The sequence below is a fragment of the Streptosporangium sp. DT93 genome (assembly GCF_049844535.1).
Classification (GTDB): domain Bacteria; phylum Actinomycetota; class Actinomycetes; order Streptosporangiales; family Streptosporangiaceae; genus Streptosporangium.
Window position 1 is genome coordinate 268,962 of sequence record NZ_JBNCLF010000002.1, and the last position, 20,800, is coordinate 289,761.

At 69.6% G+C, this 20,800-nt stretch carries 14 protein-coding genes; 7 read left to right on the forward strand and 7 right to left on the reverse strand.

The annotated features are described in order from the left end of the window. Positions 1–356 precede the first annotated feature (356 nt). Positions 357–1,694 carry a glycoside hydrolase family 6 protein gene (locus ACLQ2R_RS06440; RefSeq protein ID WP_425958393.1) on the forward strand — a complete coding sequence of 446 codons (1,338 nt, stop codon included), beginning with the start codon at positions 357–359 and terminating at the stop codon, positions 1,692–1,694. 167 nt (positions 1,695–1,861) lie between these two features. On the opposite strand, the gene ACLQ2R_RS06445 is transcribed toward ACLQ2R_RS06440, so the two are convergent. Further along, positions 1,862–2,365 (reverse strand): MarR family winged helix-turn-helix transcriptional regulator, encoded by a 504-nt coding sequence (locus tag ACLQ2R_RS06445; RefSeq protein WP_425958394.1) that lies wholly within the window; start codon positions 2,363–2,365, stop codon positions 1,862–1,864. Between the two features lie 77 nt (positions 2,366–2,442). Between ACLQ2R_RS06445 and ACLQ2R_RS06450 the strand changes: the two genes are divergently transcribed. Together ACLQ2R_RS06450 and ACLQ2R_RS06455 are read left to right on the forward strand one after the other, a co-directional pair. Beyond that, positions 2,443–2,865, forward strand: a complete 423-nt coding sequence (locus tag ACLQ2R_RS06450; protein ID WP_425958395.1) for a DoxX family protein — start codon at positions 2,443–2,445, stop codon at positions 2,863–2,865. Between the two features lie 267 nt (positions 2,866–3,132). After that, positions 3,133–3,954 carry a hypothetical protein gene (locus ACLQ2R_RS06455; RefSeq protein WP_425958396.1) on the forward strand — a complete coding sequence of 274 codons (822 nt, stop codon included), beginning with the start codon at positions 3,133–3,135 and terminating at the stop codon, positions 3,952–3,954. A 69-nt stretch (positions 3,955–4,023) separates the two neighbouring features. On the opposite strand, the gene ACLQ2R_RS06460 is transcribed toward ACLQ2R_RS06455, so the two are convergent. Next, the gene (locus ACLQ2R_RS06460; protein WP_425958397.1) at positions 4,024–5,727 is read right to left on the reverse strand and encodes a tetratricopeptide repeat protein; all 1,704 of its coding nucleotides are present in this window, start codon (positions 5,725–5,727) and stop codon (positions 4,024–4,026) included. Between the two features lie 245 nt (positions 5,728–5,972). Beyond that, positions 5,973–6,161, reverse strand: a complete 189-nt coding sequence (locus tag ACLQ2R_RS06465) for a hypothetical protein (RefSeq protein WP_425958398.1) — start codon at positions 6,159–6,161, stop codon at positions 5,973–5,975. A 348-nt stretch (positions 6,162–6,509) separates the two neighbouring features. Here ACLQ2R_RS06465 and fxsT (ACLQ2R_RS06470) point away from each other — a divergent pair, with 348 nt between their 5' ends. Then, the gene (fxsT, locus tag ACLQ2R_RS06470; RefSeq protein ID WP_425958399.1) at positions 6,510–8,984 is read left to right on the forward strand and encodes an FxSxx-COOH system tetratricopeptide repeat protein; all 2,475 of its coding nucleotides are present in this window, start codon (positions 6,510–6,512) and stop codon (positions 8,982–8,984) included. Here fxsT (ACLQ2R_RS06470) and ACLQ2R_RS06475 read toward each other — a convergent pair. After that, the gene (locus tag ACLQ2R_RS06475; protein ID WP_425958400.1) at positions 8,981–10,288 is read right to left on the reverse strand and encodes an HEXXH motif domain-containing protein; all 1,308 of its coding nucleotides are present in this window, start codon (positions 10,286–10,288) and stop codon (positions 8,981–8,983) included. The two genes, fxsT (ACLQ2R_RS06470) and ACLQ2R_RS06475, sit on opposite strands and share 4 nt — an antisense overlap. A 359-nt stretch (positions 10,289–10,647) precedes the next feature. Here ACLQ2R_RS06475 and ACLQ2R_RS06480 point away from each other — a divergent pair, with 359 nt between their 5' ends. Then, on the forward strand, positions 10,648–11,886 hold the full coding sequence (locus ACLQ2R_RS06480) for an FxsB family cyclophane-forming radical SAM/SPASM peptide maturase (RefSeq protein ID WP_425958401.1): 1,239 nt from the start codon (positions 10,648–10,650) through the stop codon (positions 11,884–11,886). A gap of 63 nt (positions 11,887–11,949) precedes the next feature. On the opposite strand, the gene fxsT (ACLQ2R_RS06485) is transcribed toward ACLQ2R_RS06480, so the two are convergent. After that, positions 11,950–14,481, reverse strand: coding sequence for an FxSxx-COOH system tetratricopeptide repeat protein (fxsT, locus tag ACLQ2R_RS06485; RefSeq protein ID WP_425958402.1), 2,532 nt, complete (start codon positions 14,479–14,481; stop codon positions 11,950–11,952). Between the two features lie 666 nt (positions 14,482–15,147). Here fxsT (ACLQ2R_RS06485) and ACLQ2R_RS06490 point away from each other — a divergent pair. Continuing rightward, positions 15,148–15,864, forward strand: a complete 717-nt coding sequence (locus tag ACLQ2R_RS06490; RefSeq protein WP_425958403.1) for an SIR2 family NAD-dependent protein deacylase — start codon at positions 15,148–15,150, stop codon at positions 15,862–15,864. Then, positions 15,861–17,867, forward strand: a complete 2,007-nt coding sequence (locus ACLQ2R_RS06495; protein WP_425958404.1) for a hypothetical protein — start codon at positions 15,861–15,863, stop codon at positions 17,865–17,867. The genes ACLQ2R_RS06490 and ACLQ2R_RS06495 overlap by 4 nt, the downstream gene beginning before the upstream one ends. Positions 17,868–17,983: 116 nt before the next feature. Here the strand turns inward: ACLQ2R_RS06495 and ACLQ2R_RS06500 are convergent, their stop codons facing one another. Beyond that, a complete protein-coding gene (locus ACLQ2R_RS06500) occupies positions 17,984–19,780 on the reverse strand; it encodes a hypothetical protein (RefSeq protein ID WP_425958405.1) in 1,797 nt (598 codons plus the stop codon). 64 nt (positions 19,781–19,844) lie between these two features. Further along, a complete protein-coding gene (locus ACLQ2R_RS06505; RefSeq protein ID WP_425958406.1) occupies positions 19,845–20,795 on the reverse strand; it encodes a carbohydrate kinase family protein in 951 nt (316 codons plus the stop codon). Between the last annotated feature and the right edge of the window lie 5 nt (positions 20,796–20,800).

The following is a 20,800-nucleotide window of genomic DNA, read 5'->3' on the forward strand; positions in this document are numbered from 1 at the left end:
GAGCCGGCCCCGTACCCGGCCGATCCGGGACGACGGTCCGGGAAAGGAAGGGGGATCCTGGGCGTTCGATCTGGAAGATCATGACTTCATATGGTCTCAGCGGGTGCGGTGTTCCGGCGAGTGTTCGCGGGGGAACGAGGACTCCCCGTGCCGGGCGGTTCCCCGCGCTCTTCCGGACCCCTCCCACGCGGGCGACGCCGTCCGGCCGATGTGCTGAAACTTTCATGGGGTGCGGCCGGTGTTCGCACAGGTCAGCGCGGCGTGGTGTGAGGGCGGAGGCACCGGGGCTGTCTACCGGAGCACCCGCGCACCTATGTTGGGAGCGCTCCCATGCCCTCCTTGAAGGAGCTCGATCCATGCCGAGAAGGTCCATCCTCGCCACGCTCTGCGCTGCGGTCGCGATCGTGTCGGGTGGCGCGGTCGCCGTCGCCACCGGCGCCTCCGCCGCTGACTCGCCTTTCTACGTCGACCCCGAGACCGGCGCCGCCAAGTGGGTCGCCGCCAACCCCGGCGACTCCAGGGCCGCGATCATCCGCGACCGGATCGCCGCCGTCCCGCAGGCGCGCTGGTACACCACCACCAACACCTCCACGGTCCGCGGCCAGGTGTCGTCGTTCGTCGGGGCCGCGGCCGCCGCGGGCAAGATCCCCATCCTCGTCGTCTACAACATCCCCAACCGCGACTGCAGCGGGGCCAGCACGGGTGGCGCTCCCAACCACACGGCCTACCGGCAGTGGATCGACGAGGTCGCCGCCGGCCTGCAGGGACGCCCGGCGTCGATCATCCTGGAGCCGGACGTGCTCCCGATCATGACCAACTGCATGAGCTCCTCCCAGCAGCAGGAGACCAACGCCTCCATGGCGTACGCCGGCAAGAAGCTGAAGGCCGGGTCCTCCTCGGCCAAGGTCTACTTCGACATCGGCCACTCGGGCTGGCTCTCGGCCGGTGAGGCCGCGGCCCGGCTCAGGGCCGCGGACGTGGCCAACAGCGCCGACGGCATCTCCCTCAACGTCTCCAACTACCGGTCGAACTCCACCGAGGTCCCGTACGCCAAGAACGTCATCGCCGCCACCGGCGTCTCCCGCCTGCGCGCGGTGATCGACACCAGCCGCAACGGCAACGGCCCGCAGGGCAGCGAGTGGTGCGACCCGGGCGGCCGGGCCATCGGCACGCCGAGCACCAACGCCACCGGCGACTCGATGATCGACGCGTTCCTGTGGATCAAGCTGCCGGGCGAGGCGGACGGATGCATCGCCGCGGCCGGGCAGTTCGTGCCGCAGCGCGCCTACGAGCTGGCCCTCGCGGGCTCGCCGCCGCCCACCCCCACCGTGACCCCGACCGTCACGCCCACCCCCACGCCGACCCCGACCGTCACGCCGACCGCCGGGCGGGCCTGCACGGCCTCCTACAAGGTGTCCGGCTCCTGGCAGGGCGGCTTCCAGGGTGATGTGACGGTGAAGAGCACCGGCACCGCGCCGCTGTCCGGCTGGACGGTGACCTGGTCCTTCCCCGGCGACCAGCGCATCACCCAGCTCTGGAACGGCCAGCACACCCAGAACGGCTCGGGTGTCTCGGTGCGCAACGTCTCCCACAACGGCTCCCTCCCCGCGGGCGCCTCGGCGAGCTTCGGGTTCACCGGTAGCTGGTCCGGGAGCAACCAGGCACCCTCTCAGATCGGCTGCACCGCCGCCTGACCCGGCGATGTGGCGTGATCCGGTACGGCTCACACGGTATGCCCCCCGTGCGAGCCGTACCGGATCCTTTTTTGTGGTCCGCCTCCGGCCGGGGATTCCCTCTGCGCGGAGGCACGGTACAGGGGGAGATCCACGCCCCGGCGCCCGTCGGGGAAGTGTCTCGCCGGTCAGCCCGGGGTCTCGCCCGGTCCCGGGGCGCGGAGCGGGCCGGGGGGCACCGACTCCATGGCGGCGGTGGCCTTCGTCATGATCTGCCGCATGGCCTCGATCTCCTCGGGGGTGAGCCGGTCGATCAGGAAGGCGCGCACGACGGCGACGTGTCCCGGCGCGGTCCTTCGCAGGCAGTCCATTCCCTTCTCGGTGAGCACGGCGAGCACCCCCCGCTCGTCCGAGGGACAACTCGCCCGGGTGACGAGCCCCTTCCTCTCCAGCTGCCCGATCTGGTACGTGAGCCCGCTCTTGGAGACGATCAGTCTGTGGGCGAGCTCCGTCATCCGTAACTGCCCCCCGGGGCAGGCGGAGAGTTTCGCCAGGATCTCGTACTGGGCATGGGTCAGGCCGGAGTCGGCCTTCAGCTGATCCTCGACGCGACGCTCCAGCAGGTGCGTGGCGGCCACATACGCCACCCACGCGGCCATCTCGGCCTCGTTGAGCCATCTCGTCTCGCTCACCCCTACATCTTATGCTTGTTCGAATTTGAACTAACCGCTAGGGTTCTGTACAAATTCGAATGACATGAGGAGTCATCATGGTTGACAGGATTCACCCCTACACCCTGCTGGTGGCACGCGTCGTCCTGGGTGTGGTCTTCGTGGTGCACGGCTGGCAGAAGTTCACGACGATGGGCCTGGCCCAGACCACGGCGTTCTTCGACTCGACAGGCATCCCGCTGGCGGGCGTCGCCGCCCCGGTGGTGGCCGTCCTGGAGGTCGTCGGCGGCATCGCGCTCATCCTGGGCGCCGCCCTGCCCGTCTTCGGCACCCTGCTCGCGCTCACCATGCTCGGCGCGATCCTCTTCGTGCACGGCGCCAACGGCTTCGGTGCCGCCAAGGGCGGCTACGAGTACGTCCTGGTCCTCGCCGTCACCACCCTGGCCGTCGGCTTCAGCGGCGGCGGCGCCCTCGCCGTCGACAGCATCTGGCAGCGCCGCCGCCAGCCGGTCGCGGTCTGATCCCCGCGTCCGTCCGCCCACGCACATCCGGCGAGCCCGGCCCGGCCCGGCCCGGCCCGGCCACTGTCCTGTCCTGTCCTGTCCTGTCCTGTCCTGTCCTGTCTGGCCCGGCCACTGTCCTGCTTCGTCCTGTCCGGAACGCCGGGCCGTCCTCCCCGTGGAGGCGGCCCGGCCGGAAAAGGCGCGAAACATCGCGCGTCCGGTGGTCCCGGCCGCGTACAGCGGGAATAGTCATCTGCGACGGTGCCCGATGGCTGGGGGGTCGGTATGCGATGGCTGCGCAGGGTCGGTGCGGATCTCAAGGCCCGTCAGCACCTCGACGCGTACGCGCTCACCATCGTCGTCTTCGCGTTCGCGTTCCTGTCGACCTTCAACGACCTCCTGAGCGAGGAGCTGAGGTGGGCGGCCCTGTTCTCCGGTCTGGGGCTGCTGATCTACCGCCTGACCCTGCCGGCAGGAACGGAGGCCCCGCCTGCCGACCTGCTGCACGACCGGTCGGTGTACGACACGGCGCCGCTGTCGTCGCTGTTCGCCCACGCGCGCGACGTCCGCGTGTTCGCCCCGTCCGCGGTGAACCTGCTGTCGGCGCAGACCTGCGAGATCCTGCGCACCACGGTGCTCGCGCGGGAGAAGGGCCGGGTGAGGATCGTCGTGCTCGACCCGGCCGAGAAGGCGGCCGTCCGGCTGGCCGCCAGGCAGCTCGACGACTCGATCGAGTTCCCGGTGCAACGGCTCCCCGCCTCCCTGGAGGGGACGATGGAACGCCTCCGCCTGATGGGCGACTGGAAGGTCGCCGGAGGGTTCGAGTACCGGATGCTCCCCTACAGCCCGGGATTCAGCCTCGTGCTCGTCGACCCGGAGACGCCCAGGGGCCGGATCATCGTGGAGATCCACGGATTCCACAACCCGTCGACCTCCTCGCGCATGCACCTTGAGCTGACCCGCGGTCGCGACGAGCGCTGGTACGCCTACTGGGTGGAGCAGTTCGACCACATCTGGCGCACCGCGACGCCGGACCTCAGGCGCTTCTCCGCTCCCGCGGAGAATCCCCGGCCTGTCTCCGAAGACGCGGTGGAAGCCCGGGACTGACCGCGTCGAGCCGCCCTTCGGGGGCGGAGCAGGCGGCCTGGCGGTGATCGTGCCGGGCCGCCGGTGCCGTCAGACCGGCTCCAGGTCGCCCAGGGCCTCAAGCCGGTCGAGATCGGCGAGGATCTCGTCACGCAACGCGAGCATCCGGGGGGAAGGGGTGTCGGCCATGGAAACGACCCCGTTGAGCAGGGCGAGGGCCGGACGGGGGTTGCCCTGACACCAGAGGGCCTCACCGAGCGCCAGTTGTACGGACAGATCGTTGGGAGCCCAGGGCAAGGCGGTGTAGAGCCGCTCGACCGCCCGGTCGTAGTCCCCCTGGCCGAGCCAGAGCCGTCCTTCCCCGGTCAGCGCGACGGCCACGCCGGTGAAGCGCTGGAGTTTCGCGAACATGTCCGCCGCCCGCGCGAAGTGACGTCGCGAGGTCTTCACCTCTCCCGTTCTCGCCGCCACCTCGCCCAGGACCACCAGCGCCTCGGCCCGCACCGAGGTCTCACCGGCCTCCAGGGAGCACGCCTCCTCGGCGCGGTCGCGCGCCCTCATCAGGTCCCCCCCGGCCAGGGCGGCCCGCGCTTCGGTGAGGCAGGTGGCCGAGGAGCGCGACCGGCGCAGGGAGGCCAGCATGCGGTCGTCCAGCACCCCGTACCGGCGTAGTCCCAGCCGTTGCTCGCTGCGCAGCAGGTGGTGGTCCTCCAGCGCCCTGACCACGCGGTTCGGCATGCCCGCGGTCGTGTGGGGGCCCTCGTCGACGGTGGTGTGCCTGTCCGCGTCGGTGAGGAAGGTCGTGCGCAGCCACGAGCGGATCCCGTACGCCGTCATCCCCGATCCGGCCGAGACCTGCTCCGGGATCCGGTCGCAGAACCCCGCCAGGAAGGCGTCGACGTCCTCGGGCAGGTTCACGTGCCCGGCGGTGATCTCCGTCAGGGAGGGAGGCAGCGCCTCCCACAGCGCGGAACAGGCGATCTGCAGGCGGACCGGCTCGACCGCGCGGAGGCGGGAGGTCTCCCCGGCGTGGCCGGTGAGGGGAGAGGCCGCCAGGCCGTCGACGAGCCGCTCGGCGGCGCCGGGGGCGAAGGAACGGCCGGTCCCTCCGAGGGGCCTGGTCACCGCGTCGAGGGCCGCCGCCCGCGAGAGGGGGAGCAGGCGGAAGCGCGTCCGTGAGCTCCGGCCCAGCAGGCGCTCGTACGGCAGCATGGGTGCCAGGCACTCCTCGCGCAGCGACAGGAGCAGGTGCAGCCCGGCGTGCTCCCTCACCGCCCGGGTCAGCTGGAGGAGCAGCTCCTGGCGCTCCTCCTCCTGGTCGGGGGGGCCGCTGAAGAGCTCCTCGGCCTGGTCGATGGCGACCAGGACGGGGATCGGGTCACCGTATCTGTCGACCCGCTCCGGGTGCTCCCTCAGGAAGTCCGAGATCGTCAGACCGGCCAGGGCCGACAGCGGCTTTTCGGGGGCCCATGACGACAGCAGGGCCAGGACGTGGGTGTTGCCGGGATCGTCCGGGAACGGCGGGGAGAGCCTGTGCGGCGATACGCGGGCGACGGGCAGGATGTCCGCGTGCCCGGCGTCGATGCGGGGCAGGACGCCCGCCCGCAGGAGTGAGGACTTCCCCACACCCGGCGCGCCGAGCAGGACGACGAGACCGGTGGCCGGCCACATGGTGGCGATCTCGCGGGCCTCGTGGTCCCGTCCGAAGAACAGTGCGTGATCGTTTCTGTCGTAGGAGCGCAGCCCCGCGTACGGTGCAAGGGAGCCGTCTCCGGTGGAGGCCGTGATCGTCATCTCACCCGCTTCTGTTCTCGGCCGTGCCCTCTCCCCGTTCGATCGGGGGCATGGGCGCCGGCACACGTACGACGGTGGCCGACGGTGTGCCGGTTACACGGGGTGTCACCGGTAGGAGACGGACCTGCATGACCCCTCCCAGGGCGTGGACGTTTCCGGCGAGCGAATCGATCGGCCTTCCCGGCCGACACCGTACATGAGCCACCCTGACCAAGGAGATATGTCCTTACAACACTCTATACCGCTTATTTCGGCAGCGTTGAGGTCACGGTTTTCTGCACGACCGATGAGAATCCGGCGACAGGCCCCATATCGTCATCATCGAGTATGTGCCGCAATGCGTCCCTGAACGCCGACCCTTCGATCCGGTCGAGGTCGGCCAACGTCAGTCCGGTCACGTCGACCAGGCGGCCTTTCACGTGCGCGTCTTTCATGTCTGTTTTCCTGGCCACAGGGCTCCCCTTGTCTTCTTCTTGAAGTGATCCGTATAAGGTTGTCTTCTCGGCGGGATCACTTGTAGTGTCGTCTTTCCACGCTTGACGAGCACTGCCAACCTAGCGTAGCCGGTTGTTTTGGTGCGGCAAAGAGTGGGGGATACATGCGTGCCGTATTTCTTCTTCGGCAATCTCGCATGGGACTATGACCTCCGCGTGCATGCCTTTGGCGTGGGTGGGTCTCTTAGGCTGAGCCGGGATCGGACGAGCGGAGGCGATCGCATGTCCAGTTCGGAGTCGTCGGCGGCTTCTCGGACACGGGGACGCCGGCCCCGGGTCTGGGGCAGGGTGCCACCACGGAACAAGAACTTCACCGGCCGCGAGGACCTCCTCGAGAAGTTGCACGCCGGGGTCACCTCCGAGGTCACCGCCGTGGTGCCGCACGCGCTTCACGGATTCGGCGGTGTCGGCAAGACCCACGTCGCGATCGAGTACGCCTACCGCTTCCAGGACGAGTACGACCTGGTCTGGTGGATTCCCGCCGACCAGCCGATGCTCGTGCGCTCCACGCTGGCCGGGCTCGCTCCCGACCTTGGGGTGGAGTCCTCGTCGGTGATGGGCGTGGAGGAGGCGTCCGCCGCCGTGCTGGACGCCCTGCGCCGCGGCGAGCCCTACTCGCGGTGGCTGCTCATCTTCGACAACGCCGAGAGGCCGGAGGAGATCAACGACATCATCCCGCGCGGCCCGGGACACGTCCTGATCACCTCCCGCAACCACGCCTGGGAGAGCGTGGTCGACACCGTCCCCGTCGATGTGTTCAGCAGGGCGGAGAGCGTCGAGTTCCTTCGCAAGAAGGTGGCCGGCTCCAGCAGCGACGAGGACAGGGACCGGCTGGCCGAGGAACTCGGAGACCTCCCTCTGGCCCTGGAGCAGGCCGGGGCGCTGCAGTACGAGACGGGGATGTCCGTCGAGCGGTATCTCACGCTGCTCAAGAAGCAGACGACCAAGGTGCTCGACGCCAACAGGGCGACCGGCTACCCGCTGTCGATGACGGCGGCCTGGTCGCTGTCGGTGTCGCAGCTCAAGGCCAAACTTCCCGAGGCCGTGGAACTTCTGCGCTGCTGCGCGTTCTTCGGCCCCGATCCCATCCCCCGCGACGTCTTCGACACCCTTCCCCAGGGGTTCGCCTCGGAGTCACGCCTCGGGCCCCTCTTCGACGATCCGCTGCTGCTGAGCAGGGCGATCAGGGAACTGGGACGTTACGCGCTGGTGCGGATCGACCCGGGCAACCGGACGATCCTGGTGCACCGGCTGGTCCAGGCCCTTCTGCGGGACGAGCTGAGCGGGAAGGAGAAGGAGTCCTTCCGCCGCGAGGTGCACCTCCTGCTGGCGCTGACGGCACCCCAGAGTCCCGACGACAACGCCCTCTGGCCGCGCTTCACCGAACTGCTCAGCCACCTGAAGCCCGCCGAGGTGGAGGTGAGCGACGATCCGCGCGTGCGCCGCTTCGCCCTCCGTATGGTGCGCTTCCTCTACTCGTCGGCGTCGTACAGACTGGCCGTCGACCTGGTCGAGCGTCTGATCACACGATGGCGGGCCGACAGCGGCGACGACGACCCGTACGTGCTCTCCGCGCAGCGGCATCTCGGCCTGGTGCTGCGCGAGCTCGGCGACTACAAGACCGCCTTCAGGCTCAACAGCGCGACCCTGGAACGCATGCGGGAGGTCCTCGGAGTCGATCACGAGGAGACGCTCCTGATGACCAACAGTCACGGAGCCGACCTGAGGACGAGGGGCGATTTCAGCGGAGCGCTGGAGCACGACGAGAACTCGCTGAGCCGGCACGAGGCCGCGTTCGGCCCCGAGCACCCCCGGACGCTACGGGTCATGAACAACCTCGCCGTCGACCACATGCTGCTCGGTGACTACACCAAGGCGTTCGAACTGCAGAAGAAGGTCCACTCGCTCCAGCGTTCGTCCTCAGGCAGGGACGTGGGCAAGCAGGCCGTCATCGCCTCCTGGAACGGCCTGGCCCGTATCGTCCGGCTCCGCGGTGACTACTCCGAGGCCTGTGACATCGGCCAGGACGCCTACGAGTTCGGCATGCGGGAACTCGGCCCCGACCACCTGTGGACCCTGCGCACGGCCAGGGACCTGTCCATCGCCCAGCGCAGGGCGGGACTGGTCGAGGAGGCGGGGGAGCTGGCCGAGTCGGCGTTCGAGCGGGCCGAGCGCATCTTCGGGCGGGACCATCCCGACACGCTCGCGACGGCCCTCTGTCTCGCCAACGCGCAGCGCAGCAACGGGCAGGTCACCGAGGCCCTGGCGTTGCTGCGTGACACGGCGGCCCGCTACCCCAGGCGGTACGAGGAGTCGCACCCCTTCACGTTCGGCTGCGACATGAACCTCGCACTGCTCCTGCGCGTCAGCGATCTGGTCGAGGAGGCGACCGGTCTCGACCGGCGATCCCTGGAGGGTCTCGACCGTACGGTCGGCCGCACGCACCACTACTCGCTCACGTGCGCGGTCAACCTCGCCAGCGACCTGGCCACCGGAGGGGACGTGGCCGAGGCCGCGCGACTGGGCCGGCAGACCCTGACCCGGCTGCGGGGGCTGCTGACCGAGGACCATCCGCTGACGCTCGCCTGCGCGAACAACCTGATCATCGACCTGAGGAGTGAGGGCTCCTCCGACGAGGCGGAGGCGCTGAGCGTCGACACCCTGGAGCGGTACCGGCGGGTGCTGGGCGAGAACCATCCCGACACGCAGGTGGCCATGAGCGGCGAGCGGCTCGACTTCGACTTCGACCCGCCCGCCGTCTAGGCGTGGCGTTCGAGCCAGCGGGCACGGTGGTGCTCCGCGCGCTCAAGGGCGAGGTCGCGGGCGTCGGCCGGCACCGTCTCCCGTGACCACTCGTCGAGCCGCCGCGCCATTCCCGCGGTGAACGTCTCGCCCGCGGCGGTCAACCGCCCGCTGCCGTGCAGGGTGTCGGTGACCAGGCGCGCGGCCTCACGCCACCGGAAGAACTCGGCGCCCGCGTGCACGGCGGCCGCCCCCTGCTCCAGGTGGCGTTGACGTCCCCAGAAACCGGCCACGCCCAGGAAGGCATAGGCCCCTTGGAGCAGCCCGGGAACGGGCCGGGGGTCCTCGCGCCAGGGGGCGTAGTAGCGGGAGCCGTCGTCGGGGAGGGTCAGGGGGACGAGGTCGAGCAGGGCCGAGAGCTTCGCGTGCTGGGTCTCGTGCGTCAGGGTGACCGCGAGGGTGGTGGCGTCCGGAGGCGTCGAGAGCGCGACGCAGCCGAACGTCTCCCGCGAGCTCGAACTCGTCTGGCCCTGGGCCGGTGCGACCAGCGGCGTGAGGACGGTGATCGTCGTGGAAACCTCCCGCGCCACGGCCTCGTGGTGGCGGACCATCAGCTCCCAGGCCCGGTCGAGCGTCGACTGCCACCGCGCGGTCTCGTGTTCGCTGAGACGCGCCCCGATGTTCGCCGTCTGGGGCATCCGGTAGGGATCGAGGTCGTCGATGAGGAGGCTGAGCGGCATGCCGTCCGCCTGGGCCGACAACGATCGCAGTCCCTTCCAGCCGGGGGCGTCCCGGTGGGGGTGCGGGGGGATCCGGACGATGATCCCGTCCGCCGCGACCTCGGTGCCGTCCACGGCGCACTCGACCGTGGCCGTGGAGACGGTGGGGGAGAGGACCGCCTGGCCCAGTGACGGCAGGGTGACGACCCCCTTCACGGCCGGTACGTCGATCTCGCAGGCCGTACCGGACCGGATCGCCGCCGCGGCGGCGACCGCCGCGAGCTGCCCCGGCGCCGCATCCGGGTCGCCGCGGTCGAGCATCTTCACCGTCCGGCGTGCCCAGGCGCCGACCGAGGGGTGACGCAGAACCGTGCCGACGACCTCCGGATGACGACGCTGGACGGCGGCGAGCAGGTCGTAGGCGCGGCGGGTGACGTCGGCGTCGGGATGGCCGTTCGCCCGCGCCGCCTCCAGGACCCCCCGGACCAGGAGGATGTGCTTGCTGTGCTGGGCCGCGGAGAGCTCCGTGAGCACGGCGGCCCCCCCGCCACCCTCGGCGAGCTCGGAGAACTCCTCGACCGGGATCCGGTGCTCACGCAGGTTCATCGTGACCTTCTCGCTCTGTTCCTTCGACCGGGATGTGCTCCTGAACACGCCAGGCGGTACGGACGCGACGGCGGGCCGCCGCATTGGGAGAACCGTTCCGACCACGATATCCATGCCGCTGTCGTGTCGCAGGTTTTGATGCCTGTCCTATGCGATTTCGTCGCGTGTCGCAACCGGCCCATGGGGCGGGACTGATCACGTGTTTGATCCATGCGCGATCGCGCTGTGTAATGACGGAGGCGATCCCGGGGATAGAGGCTACCGCCATGTGCGGGCGGTCCGCGCAGCCCGCCGAAGAATGTATGTAGTGCTTTGCGAGCTTCGTTGCCCTGTGCCGGTTAAGAGAAAGGTGATGTATTTTGTCGCATAAGTCTAATTTTAGGCTACCGCTTCCCGGAGGCGTTTTCCCGGACACGCTCGACGTTCCGGAACTGCTGTCGACGGGATGGCGGCCGGCGGCTTTCCGGCAATTCATCCTGAAGATACACAGCAGGTGTGATCTCGCCTGTAAGCATTGTTATGTGTATGAAATGGCGGATCAGTCCTGGAAGGCCCAGCCGCGGCGGATGTCCACGGCGATCGCCGACTGCACGGCGCGACGGATCGCCGAGCATGCCCTCACCCACGAACTGGCCGAGGTGGAGGTCGTCCTGCACGGCGGGGAACCGCTGCTGGCGGGGCGCGAGTTCATCTCCTACGCCGTCCGCACGATCAGGCAGGAGGCGGCCGAGGTCGGAACCCGTGTCCATGTCGGCGTGCAGACCAACGGACTGCGCCTGGACGAGACCTACCTCCGGCTCTTCGACGCCCTGGAGATCGGCGTCGGCGTGAGCATGGACGGTTACGCCGAGGGCCATGACCGGCACAGGCGTTACGCGGACGGCAGGGGAAGCCACGCGGCCGTGACGGCCGCGTTGAGACGCCTCACCGCCGGTCCGTATCATCGCCTTTTCAGCGGTCTTCTCTGCACGGTCGACGTACGCAACGACCCGATCGCGACCTATGAGGCGCTCCTGGGGTTCGATCCGCCGGCGGTCGACTTCCTGCTCCCGCACGGCAACTGGTTCACGCCCCCGCCGGGACGCGTTCCCGGATCGGCCGACACGCCGTACGCCGACTGGCTCATCCCGATCTTCGATCTCTGGTACGGATCGGCCGGCCAACAGACCGAGATCCGGTTGTTCGGAGAGATCATGCGCCTGCTGGCGGGCCGCTCCTCGCGGAGCGAGACGATCGGGCTGTCGCCCGCCAGGATGGTCGTCGTCGAGACCGACGGCGGCATCGAGCAGTCGGATATCCTCAAGTCCAGCTATCACGGGGCCGCCGCGACCCGGCTGCATCTCCTGCGTGATCCCTTCGATGCCGCGCTCACGCACCCCGCGATGGTCGCCCGGCAGATCGGTGAGCTCGCGCTCGCCCCCGTCTGCCTGGCCTGCGACCTCCACTCCGTCTGCGGCGGCGGACTGTACGCGCACCGCTACAGCGAGGCCGGGGGATTCCTCGGAGCCTCGGTCTACTGTCCCGACCTCTACCGGCTGATCACCCACATTCGCGACAGGTTCGCGCGCGACGTCGCGGCACTGAGGGCGAGCCGGTGAGCGGAGGCCGGGGGTGCCCGACATGCCCCCGGTGGCGAAGAGTGAGAGCGGCCGGTGGGGTGGTCAGATCGGCGGGGGGTCGAAGTCGCACTCGATCCGCTGACCCCTGCTCGCCATGACGGCGTCGGGGTGTCCGGACCGCAGCGGCCGCTCGTAGCGGTACATCGTGTTCGCACGCAGGAGTCCGGCCTCCTCGTCGGCGCCCGCCGCTTTCAGGTCGAGGGAGAGGTTGGCCGCGCAGGCCATGGTCAGGAAGTGATCCTCGCCGAAGAGGTCGCGCAGGCCGGTGAGCGTCTCCCCGCCGATCCGGCATGCCTCGGCGTGCTCGCCCAGCGCGGAGAGGTCCGCCTGGAGACCGATGGCGCACGACAGCGGATAGTGGTGCTTCGGGCCGACCTTGACGATCAGTTCTTTCACGGCCTCCCGGTTGAGGTCCCGGGCGATCGTGACCTCACCGCGAAGCCGGTGAAGGATCGCCAGGTTTCCCCTGCAGGCGAGACTGTAGGGATGACGGTCGCCGAACACCCTGGGGTAGAGGGCGATCGTCCTGTCCGCGGTGACGAACGCCTCGTCCAGGTCACCGGCCGTCCGCAGAGCGTTGGAAAGGTTGATCGCCGCCGCCATCGTGTCGGGATGCTCGTCCCCGAAGAGCCTCTGCAACCGGGTGTGCGTGTCGCGTGCGAGGTCCAGCCCTTCGGCGGTCTCTCCCGCCCGGCGCTTGGCGATGGACAGGTCCTTGGCGGCCAGCAGGGTGTAGGGATGATCGGGCGTCAGCTCCTTGACCCCGTAGGCGTAGGCGTCTTCGCCCAGATCGCAGGCCTCCGTGTAGTCACCGCACAGCCGTACGGCCCTGGCCAGGCCGTTCCACGCCTGGAGCAGGAAACTCTTGCTGACCCCCTCCACCGCGTCGCTGCTTTCCGTGTAGGTCTCCTGATGCAGCCGCCGCGCCGCCTCGTACTCGCTGGTGAGGGCGTAGTCGAGGGCCAGGCTGTTCAGCAGGCGCAGGGTGGCCGGAGAGGTCGGCCCCAGGTGCTCCTCGTGGGCGGTCCGGGACTTCTCATCCAGCTCTCGGGCAGCGGCGAAGTCGCCGCGAGCCCGCAGGGACGCTCCGTATCCGTTGGCCACCCGAAGGGTCTCGGAGTTGTTCTCGCCGAGGATCGCTCCCATGTTACCGACGGTGACACGGTCGGTCTCGTACGCCTCCGTGTACCTGCCGAGCCCACGCAGGACGTTACCGAGGTGCCGGTGGGCGATCAGCACGTCCGGGTGTTTCGCCCCGTCGGCCGCGGTCCATCGGTCGATGAAACCCTTGAGGAAGGAGAGGGCCGACTGGTAGTTGCCGGAGGTGTACAGGTAGCGGATGACGTCGAGGGCGAACCGCCTCACCGAGGGATCGGAGCATCCGTCCAGGCCTGAGGGAATGACATGGGCGACGAGTTCCTCGAAACTCCGCCATTTGTCGGTGTTGTCGGGGTCCTTCGGCGCGCTGCCCGCAAGCAGCAGATGGACCTCGTGCCGTGTCCTCCTCTTCTCCTCCTCGGCCAGGTCGTCGCGAAGAAGCGCCTGGATGAGACGGTGTACCTGGATCGTCCGGTTCGTGGACTCGATCCTGGCCAGTGCGAAGCGCCCCAGCTCGCTCAACGCCCTGGCGAGCAGGATCGGGTCGGACAGGATCTTGCCCAGCGGGGAGGCTGCGGCGGCCTTGCCGCCCCTGCGGAAGACGTCGCGAGGAATCGGTTCCGGGCCGAAGAAGGCACAGGTGCGCAGGAGCGTGACGGCCTCCGGCAGGCGGTCCTCCAGAAGCGACACCGAGACCTTCCAGGCGGCCGTCATCGAGAGCGGGTATCCCGACGCCCTGTTGACGCCCAGCAGCAGGCTGGTCTGCTCTTCGAGTTGCTCCAGGTACTCGTCGATGGACATGCCCGTCTCGTACTGGAGGGCGCCGGCCTGTTCCAGGGCCAGCGGAAGGTCGCCGAGTTGCTCGGCCAGGCGGAAGGCGTCGGCGGTGGGCACATCCCGGCGCAGGCGCTTGTTCAGGAACGCGATGCTCTCGTCCCGGATGAAGACGTCGACCCGGAGCGTGTCGAAGTGGTCCTCCCACCTGGGGTTGCGAGAGGTGATCAGGACGTGGCCGGGCCCGCGGGGGATGAACTCCTCGACCTGTCCGGGCTCCTCGGCGTTGTCGAAGACCAGCAACCATCTGCGGTAGGGATCGCCGTTCTGCAGGGCTCTGCGGACGGACTCCGCGGCCTCCTCGACGCCGGTCGCCGATGCCGGGGGAAGACCCAGGTACGGCGCCATCGCGGCCAGCGCGGAGGGCACCAGCACGCGCTGGTCGGCCGGGATCCACCAGACCAGGTCGTAGTGCGAGCGGTAGCGGTAGGCGTACTCGATGGCGAGGTGGGTCTTGCCCGCGCCGCCCCATCCCTGCAGCGCCTGGGGCTGAGGCACGATGGCCGTCACGGTGTTCATGTTCTGACGGAGACTGCGCAGCAGGTCGTCCCGTCCGGTGAAGTTCCGGTTGCGGGGCGGTACCCTCTCCCAGACCTCGGGCTGCCGTTCGGGCACGGTGTTCGCCGCACGTGAGAGTTCCATCGCCTGGGGCCTCGTTTCTCGCCACCGGAAAGCCTGCGGCCATTCTGAAGGCCGGTTCTGGAAAGCGCGACTTCCCATCGTACGCGTAAAGTGATGACCCGAATTGGGAGAGATGCTCATTATGCTTTTCGGACGTCTCGAATTCGGGTTCCGGCGGCCGTCCGTTCGATGCGGTGTGAAACGAGCATGCCGATGTGAAGGTTATTCAAGATCGACGATTCAGGGTGGCGGTGATGTGGGAGATTTTCGACGTGAAAAGCGCGGTGGCCGTTTCCGGGGAAGGGCTTCGATCGTCACCTCCATGGCTCGATCCCCGTGCCCGCCGCGTCGCTTCACGAAGCGGGCGTTGAATGATCCGGTGTCGTTCCGTCGGCGACGCGGGTGGGAGAGGGAGTTTTCTTCCGGAAGGTTGAATGTGCACATAGAGTCGGATGACATCGGGGTCGTCAGCCTGTCCGCCCTCCTGACCGTGAGGTGGTGCCCTGCGTGCACAACATGGGGGAACCCGAGTGGGAGCGCCTGCTCGACCAGCTGAAAAGTGGGGACTGCACGCCATTCCTGGGGTCGGGAGCGTGTGTGGGAGCCCTCCCGACGGGAGTGGGATTGAGCCGCGAGATGGCTCGGCGATGGGGATATCCTTTCGAGGACGATCACGATCTTCCCCGGGTGACGCAGTACGCGGTGATGAAATACGGCGACCCCCTCTGGGTCAAGAAGCAGGTCTGCGAAGAGCTGAAATCCGGGCACGAGCCCGACTACGGTCAGCCGCTGGAGCCTCATGGCCTGCTCGCCGAGTTTCGACTACCGGTGTATCTCACGACAAACTATGACAATTTCATCGCGCGCTCTCTGGAGCTCGAGGGGAAAAAGCCGAACGCGGCCGTCTGTCCGTGGAACGAGGGCCTGGAGTACGCGGAGGAGCTGTTCGCGAGCGAGGACGGCTGGAATCCGCGGCCCAGCGCGCCGCTCGTCTACCATCTGCACGGCAGTCTGCGAGATCCGGCGTCGATCGTGCTCACCGAGGACGACTACCTGGAATTCCTCACCACCCTCGCCGCCGGGGGCGTCGAGGGTGACCAGAGAATCCTGCCCCCCTCCATCCGGGCGGCCCTGACCACGCGTTCCCTGCTGTTCGTCGGCTACAGCCTGCGGGACTGGACCTTCAGGGTGCTTTTCCACGGGCTGCTGAAAACGGTGTGCGGGGTCAACCGCCGCAGGCACGTGAGCGTCCAGCTCACCCCGTCGCTCGCCAGCGCGAAGGCGGACATCAGGGAGGTCAAACGCTGGTTGGACAGATACTACGAAAGCTCGCAGATCTCCATTTTCTGGGGAACGGCGGAGGAGTTCTGCGGCGAGCTGCGCCGGAGGATGGATCCGTCGTGAGCCTGGATCGTCACCCGCCCACCGGGCAGCCGTACGTCGGCCTACGAGCGTTCCGCCGCCGGGACGACGCGAAGTTCTTCGGCCGGACCAGGGAGTCCTACCAGGTGGCGGACCTGTGGCAGGGCGGACGGCTGACCGTGCTGTACGGGCCGTCCGGGGTGGGCAAGACCTCCCTGCTCCAGGCGGGCGTGCTCCCCCTGCTGGACCCGGGCAGGACGGACGTGCTGCCGATCGGCCGCGTCTCGCACGGTTCCCCTTTCCCGTCGGCGGAACTCTCCCGGCACAACCCGCACGTATTCGCGCTGCTGTCGTCGTGGTCGCCGGAGGAGACGCCCACGCGGCTGGCCGGGCTTACGATCCGCGAATTCCTGAAGCGGCGTCCGGCACATTGGGACGCGTACGGCGATCGGGTTCTCACCCTGGTCGCGATCGACCAGGCGGAGGAGCTGTTCGCGGACCTTCCCCACCGTCGGCCGTACCAGAGGGGGCTCGTCGGCCAGCTCGTCGAGGCGCTGGACGAGGATCCGAACCTGCGCCTTCTCGTCTCGATCCGGGACGACCACCTCGCAGGGCTCCTTCCCCACGAGCCGCGACTGGCCGGTCCGCTCAAGAGCCGCTTTTTCCTGGCCCCTCTCGACATGACCGACACGGTCCGGGCGATCGAAGGTCCCCTTCAGGGGACCGGGCGCTCGTTCGCCCCGGGCGCGGCGGAGGAACTCGCGGAGAACCTCCGGATGATCCGGGTCGGCAGGGTGTCCGGGAAGGACGTCGTCGCCGACACCGAAGAGGTCGAACCCGTGCGGTTGCAGGCGGTCTGTTCCGCCCTGTGGCAGTCCCTGCCCCGGGACGTACAGGTCATCTCCGCCGATCACGTCCGCAGGTTCGCGAACGCGGACCGCTCACTCATCGACCTCGTCGAGCGGATGATCGCCGACGTCGCCCGCGAACATCTCGGAGGCGACGCCGACGGGCTCAGGAGCTGGTTGCGCCGCACCTTCATCACCGAGCTAGGGACCCGGGAGACCGTCCACCTGAGGAAAACCGTCACCGCCGGTGAGCCGAACGCCCTCATCGAGGCGCTGGTGGACCGGGACATCCTTCGCGAGGACGTCAACGCGGGTGCGCGGTGGTGTGAACTGTCACACGAACGCCTCATCCAGCCGATCCTGCAGAATGACCGTCTTTCCGTGGAGGCTCGGAGCCCGACGTCGTTCGAGGAGCACCTGCGGATGGCGGAGATCTCGCTCCGGGACGGGGATTTCGCGCAGGCGGCCGAACAGGCCGAGGAAGCTCTCGAGTGGTGCGGTGACAGCACCAGGGCTCGGGCGGAGATCGAATCCCTTCTCGGCAACATCGCGCATCGCCGGGAGAACCTCGAGGCGGCCGTCTCGCACTACCACACCGCCGCGGGCCTGTTCGAGACGGTGGGCGCGACCTCCGCCGTGGGCGGCCTGCTCGCCGGGATCGGCCGACTGCGGCTGGCCCAGGGGCGCTCCTCTGAGGCGGTACGGGAACTGGGCTCGGCGACGCGCCGAGTGCCCCACGACATGGGCGTTCAGATCGAGCTCGCCTGGATGCTCTGGTATGACGGTCATCCCGACGCGGCGAGGGAGGTGCTCGACGGCGTCCTGATCGGGGAGGGGAACCTGCCCGAGGCGTTGCGGGCACGGGGTGAGATCCTCGCCGGACTAGGCAGCGCGGAGGCGGCGTTACGTGACCTCATTCGGGTCAAGCCGCTGCAGTGGCCGTCCAGCAGGGCCGCCTACGCGCTCGCGCTCGCCTCACTGGGGCGGTTCCCAGAGGCGGAGCGCGAGATCAAGGCGGTGCTGGCGGGGACGGAAGAGCACGGCCCGGCGCTGCTGTACGCGGCGAAGGTCGCAGTGCTGGCCGGCGATGCCGCCTCGGCGGCGGATCTGGCTTGGCGTGCGAAGGCGGCGAGTAGGCCCAGGCTTCCCCGTCATCTGGTGGCGGAGGCGGATCGGCTGCGCCTCGCCGCCCCTTGAAGGGCGCCGGGGCCGATGACGAGGGAACGGATCCGGTGCGCCTTGGCGTCCACCAAGGTCTCGCCTGACGTGTCCTTCCCACGGACGTCCGTGGGAAGGAGCAACGTTCGCGAAGCTCAGGCGGGGAGCTGGGCGTCCAGGCGGTAGCCGTCCACCGTGACGTAGACCTGGTCGCCGGGGCGGGCGTTCAGGCGCATCAGCACGGGTTGCAGCGAGTCGAAGACAGGGTGGTCCCGCCAGACCAGGACCACGGCGTTGTCGCCGGGGCCGGTCACCGAGAGCAGCGTGCCGGGGCGCATGCCCAGGCGGGTGGCGTACCCCTCGGGCACGGCCACCGGGCCGCCCCGCAGGTGGTCGCTGGTCACCTCTATGCGCTGCCAGCGGCTCGGGTCGGCGGTCGGGCTCGCGGGCGGGTGCATCGGGGCCCGCCGGCTGGTGATCAGGTGCGGCCGGGTGTTGCCGCCGGACAGGGCCGAGAGCGTGGCCAGCGCGGCACGGGGGTCGATGGAGCTGGTGCTGACCTGCGGGACCGGCTGGCCGCCGCGATGGTGGTGGCCGTTGGCTCCCGGCGTGCGGCGGGGCAGCTGCCTGGTCTCCTCCGTGGAGGGCTCCTCGTGGGAGGGCTGTTGCGCGGCGCTGGCGGCGAGGGCGTCCAGCCAGGCCTGGGCCGAGTGGGCGCGGATGCCGAGCTGGTTCTCCATCAGCACGACCGCGTCGGAATCGGAGGGCTTGCTCGCCAGCAGACGGCGCGTCCGGTCACGCAGGCCGCCCAGGTCGCCCACGACGAGCCAGTCGTCCTGGAGACGCCGGTCCGGCATGAGCGTGACGAGCACCCGCCAGAGCGGGGTGCGCAGCGTGGGGACCTCGACCGGGTGCGCGGTGTCGGCGCCGATCAGCTGCTCCTTGGTGGCGGCGGCGCCCAGCCACTCGGTCAGCCCGAACATGTGGCCGGTGAGGGGTGCGGACTCCGAGGAGCGCAGCCAGAGCAGGATGCGCTCCTCGGCGGAACGCTGGGCCGCCGACAACGCGTCGCGGTCGGCGTTCAGCTTGTGCGCCAGCGCGCGCAGGCTGATGGGGTCGACCGCGAAGAGCCGTTCCACCGCGACCGCGAGGTCCAGCGGGCCCCAGTCGCGGAACATGTTGTCCACCAGGCGTACCAGCGGGAACCCGCTGAGGTCGACGCGCACGTCGGCACCTGCCGCCTCGGCGGCCGGCGCGGCAGGGACGGTGGGCGCGGCGGCTGCGGGTGCGGGGGCCTGCCGCTCCTGCGCGGTCTGGGGCACCCGCGGCGCCGGGGAGCGGGCCGGGACCGGAGTCCGCGCGGGGGCCTGCGCCGGGATCTGGGGCGCGGACGGCTGCGCGGGAGCCTGGGACCGAACGGGGGGCTGAACCGGGGGCTGGGGCTGCGCCTGGGACTGCTGGGTGTGCGAGGGCTGCTGGGCGTGCGACCCGGCCGCCGCGGGGTCCGGTGCCGCCTGCTCGGCGATCCCCGGGATGCGGCTCAGCACCTCGCGGAACATCGCGGTGACCACCACCTCGGGGGAGGGGGGCATGGCGGGCCCGCTCAGATCCCCGGCGGTCAGCCGGCGCAGGCGGGCCCATCCGCCCAGCCCGGTGACGGCCGAGCGGGCCTGCTCGGGCCAGCCCGGCAGGGTGGGGTCGACCGTGTGGACGTGCAGGGCGGGCAGCACGTCGCTCAGCGGCAGGTGATCCCAGCGCGACAGCGAGAGCCGGGCCAGCCCGTCGCAGACCCAGTCGAGCCCGGCGGTGCCGAGGGCCTTGGGAAGGGAGACCGACGACCACCAGCCGGCGGGCAGGCGGGGGTCGGCCAGGGCTTCGGCGATCTGCTGGGGGCGGCTCCAGCGCAGGGCCGGCACCAGATCGCTCAGGCAGATCGATGACTCTGCATCCATCGGCGGACCGCAACCTCCCCAGAGTGACGCGTGTGGCTAGTGGTGCAGCTTACGCCGCAAGCTATCAATTGGTGTTAAGAGGGTAAAGCTCGTTCGTACCCAAATCAGACGGAAGGACACGCGGCCGACCGCCCAGGACCGTTACGGCCTCCGCGCCGGCGCGACGTCCCGCGTCGAGCGCGGCCTCGTCGTCGGCCCCGCTCAGCAGGGCCGTCAGCAGCCCGGCGGCGAACGCGTCCCCCGCACCAATGGAGTCAACCACCTCGGTGGCCAGCGCGGGAAGGCGTGCGGCCAACTTTCCGTCCCTGGCCATCAGCGCGCCACGGGAGCCGAGCTTCACCGCGGCGGCGCCGTAACGCAGGCTCAGGCGCTCCGCCGCCCCCTCGGGGGTGGCCTCCCCGGTGAGCAGCAGCGCCTCGTCCAGGTTGGGGACGATCAGCCGGGCCGTCGCGGTCTCCAGCAGGAAACGCTCGACGCCGAACGAGCGCAGGAACCCGGTCGAGGCGGGATCCACGCTGATCGAGACGCCGCGCCGCGACGCCTCCGCCATGGCCAGCCGGGCGAGTTGCAGCCCCGGTTCGGCGAACAGGGTGTAGCCGGACAGGTGCAGGTGGCCCACCCCCTCCAGCAGGCTCTCGTCCCAGTCGCCCGTGCCGATGTGCCCTCCGGCGCCGCGGTTGGTGAGCATGGACCGCTCCCCGGTCACGTCGACCATGGCGATCACCACCGCCGTCGGCCGGTCGGGGTCGACCCGCAGGTGCGCCCGTACCCCGGAGCGCCGCAGTTCGGCCGCGTGCCAGTCGGCGGTGTCGAAACCGGCGCGGGTCAGGATGCGGACGTCGGCCCCCAGGCGGGCGGCCCAGGAGGCCGTGTTGGCCCCGGAGCCGCCGGGGCGCAGCACGATGTCGGCGGCGGTGTCGGTGCCGACGGCCAGGCCGGACCGGGCGGACCCGGCGTGCAGCGCGACGACGTCGGTCACCACGTCACCGATGATCAACAGGCCGTTTCCGGTCACGGCGC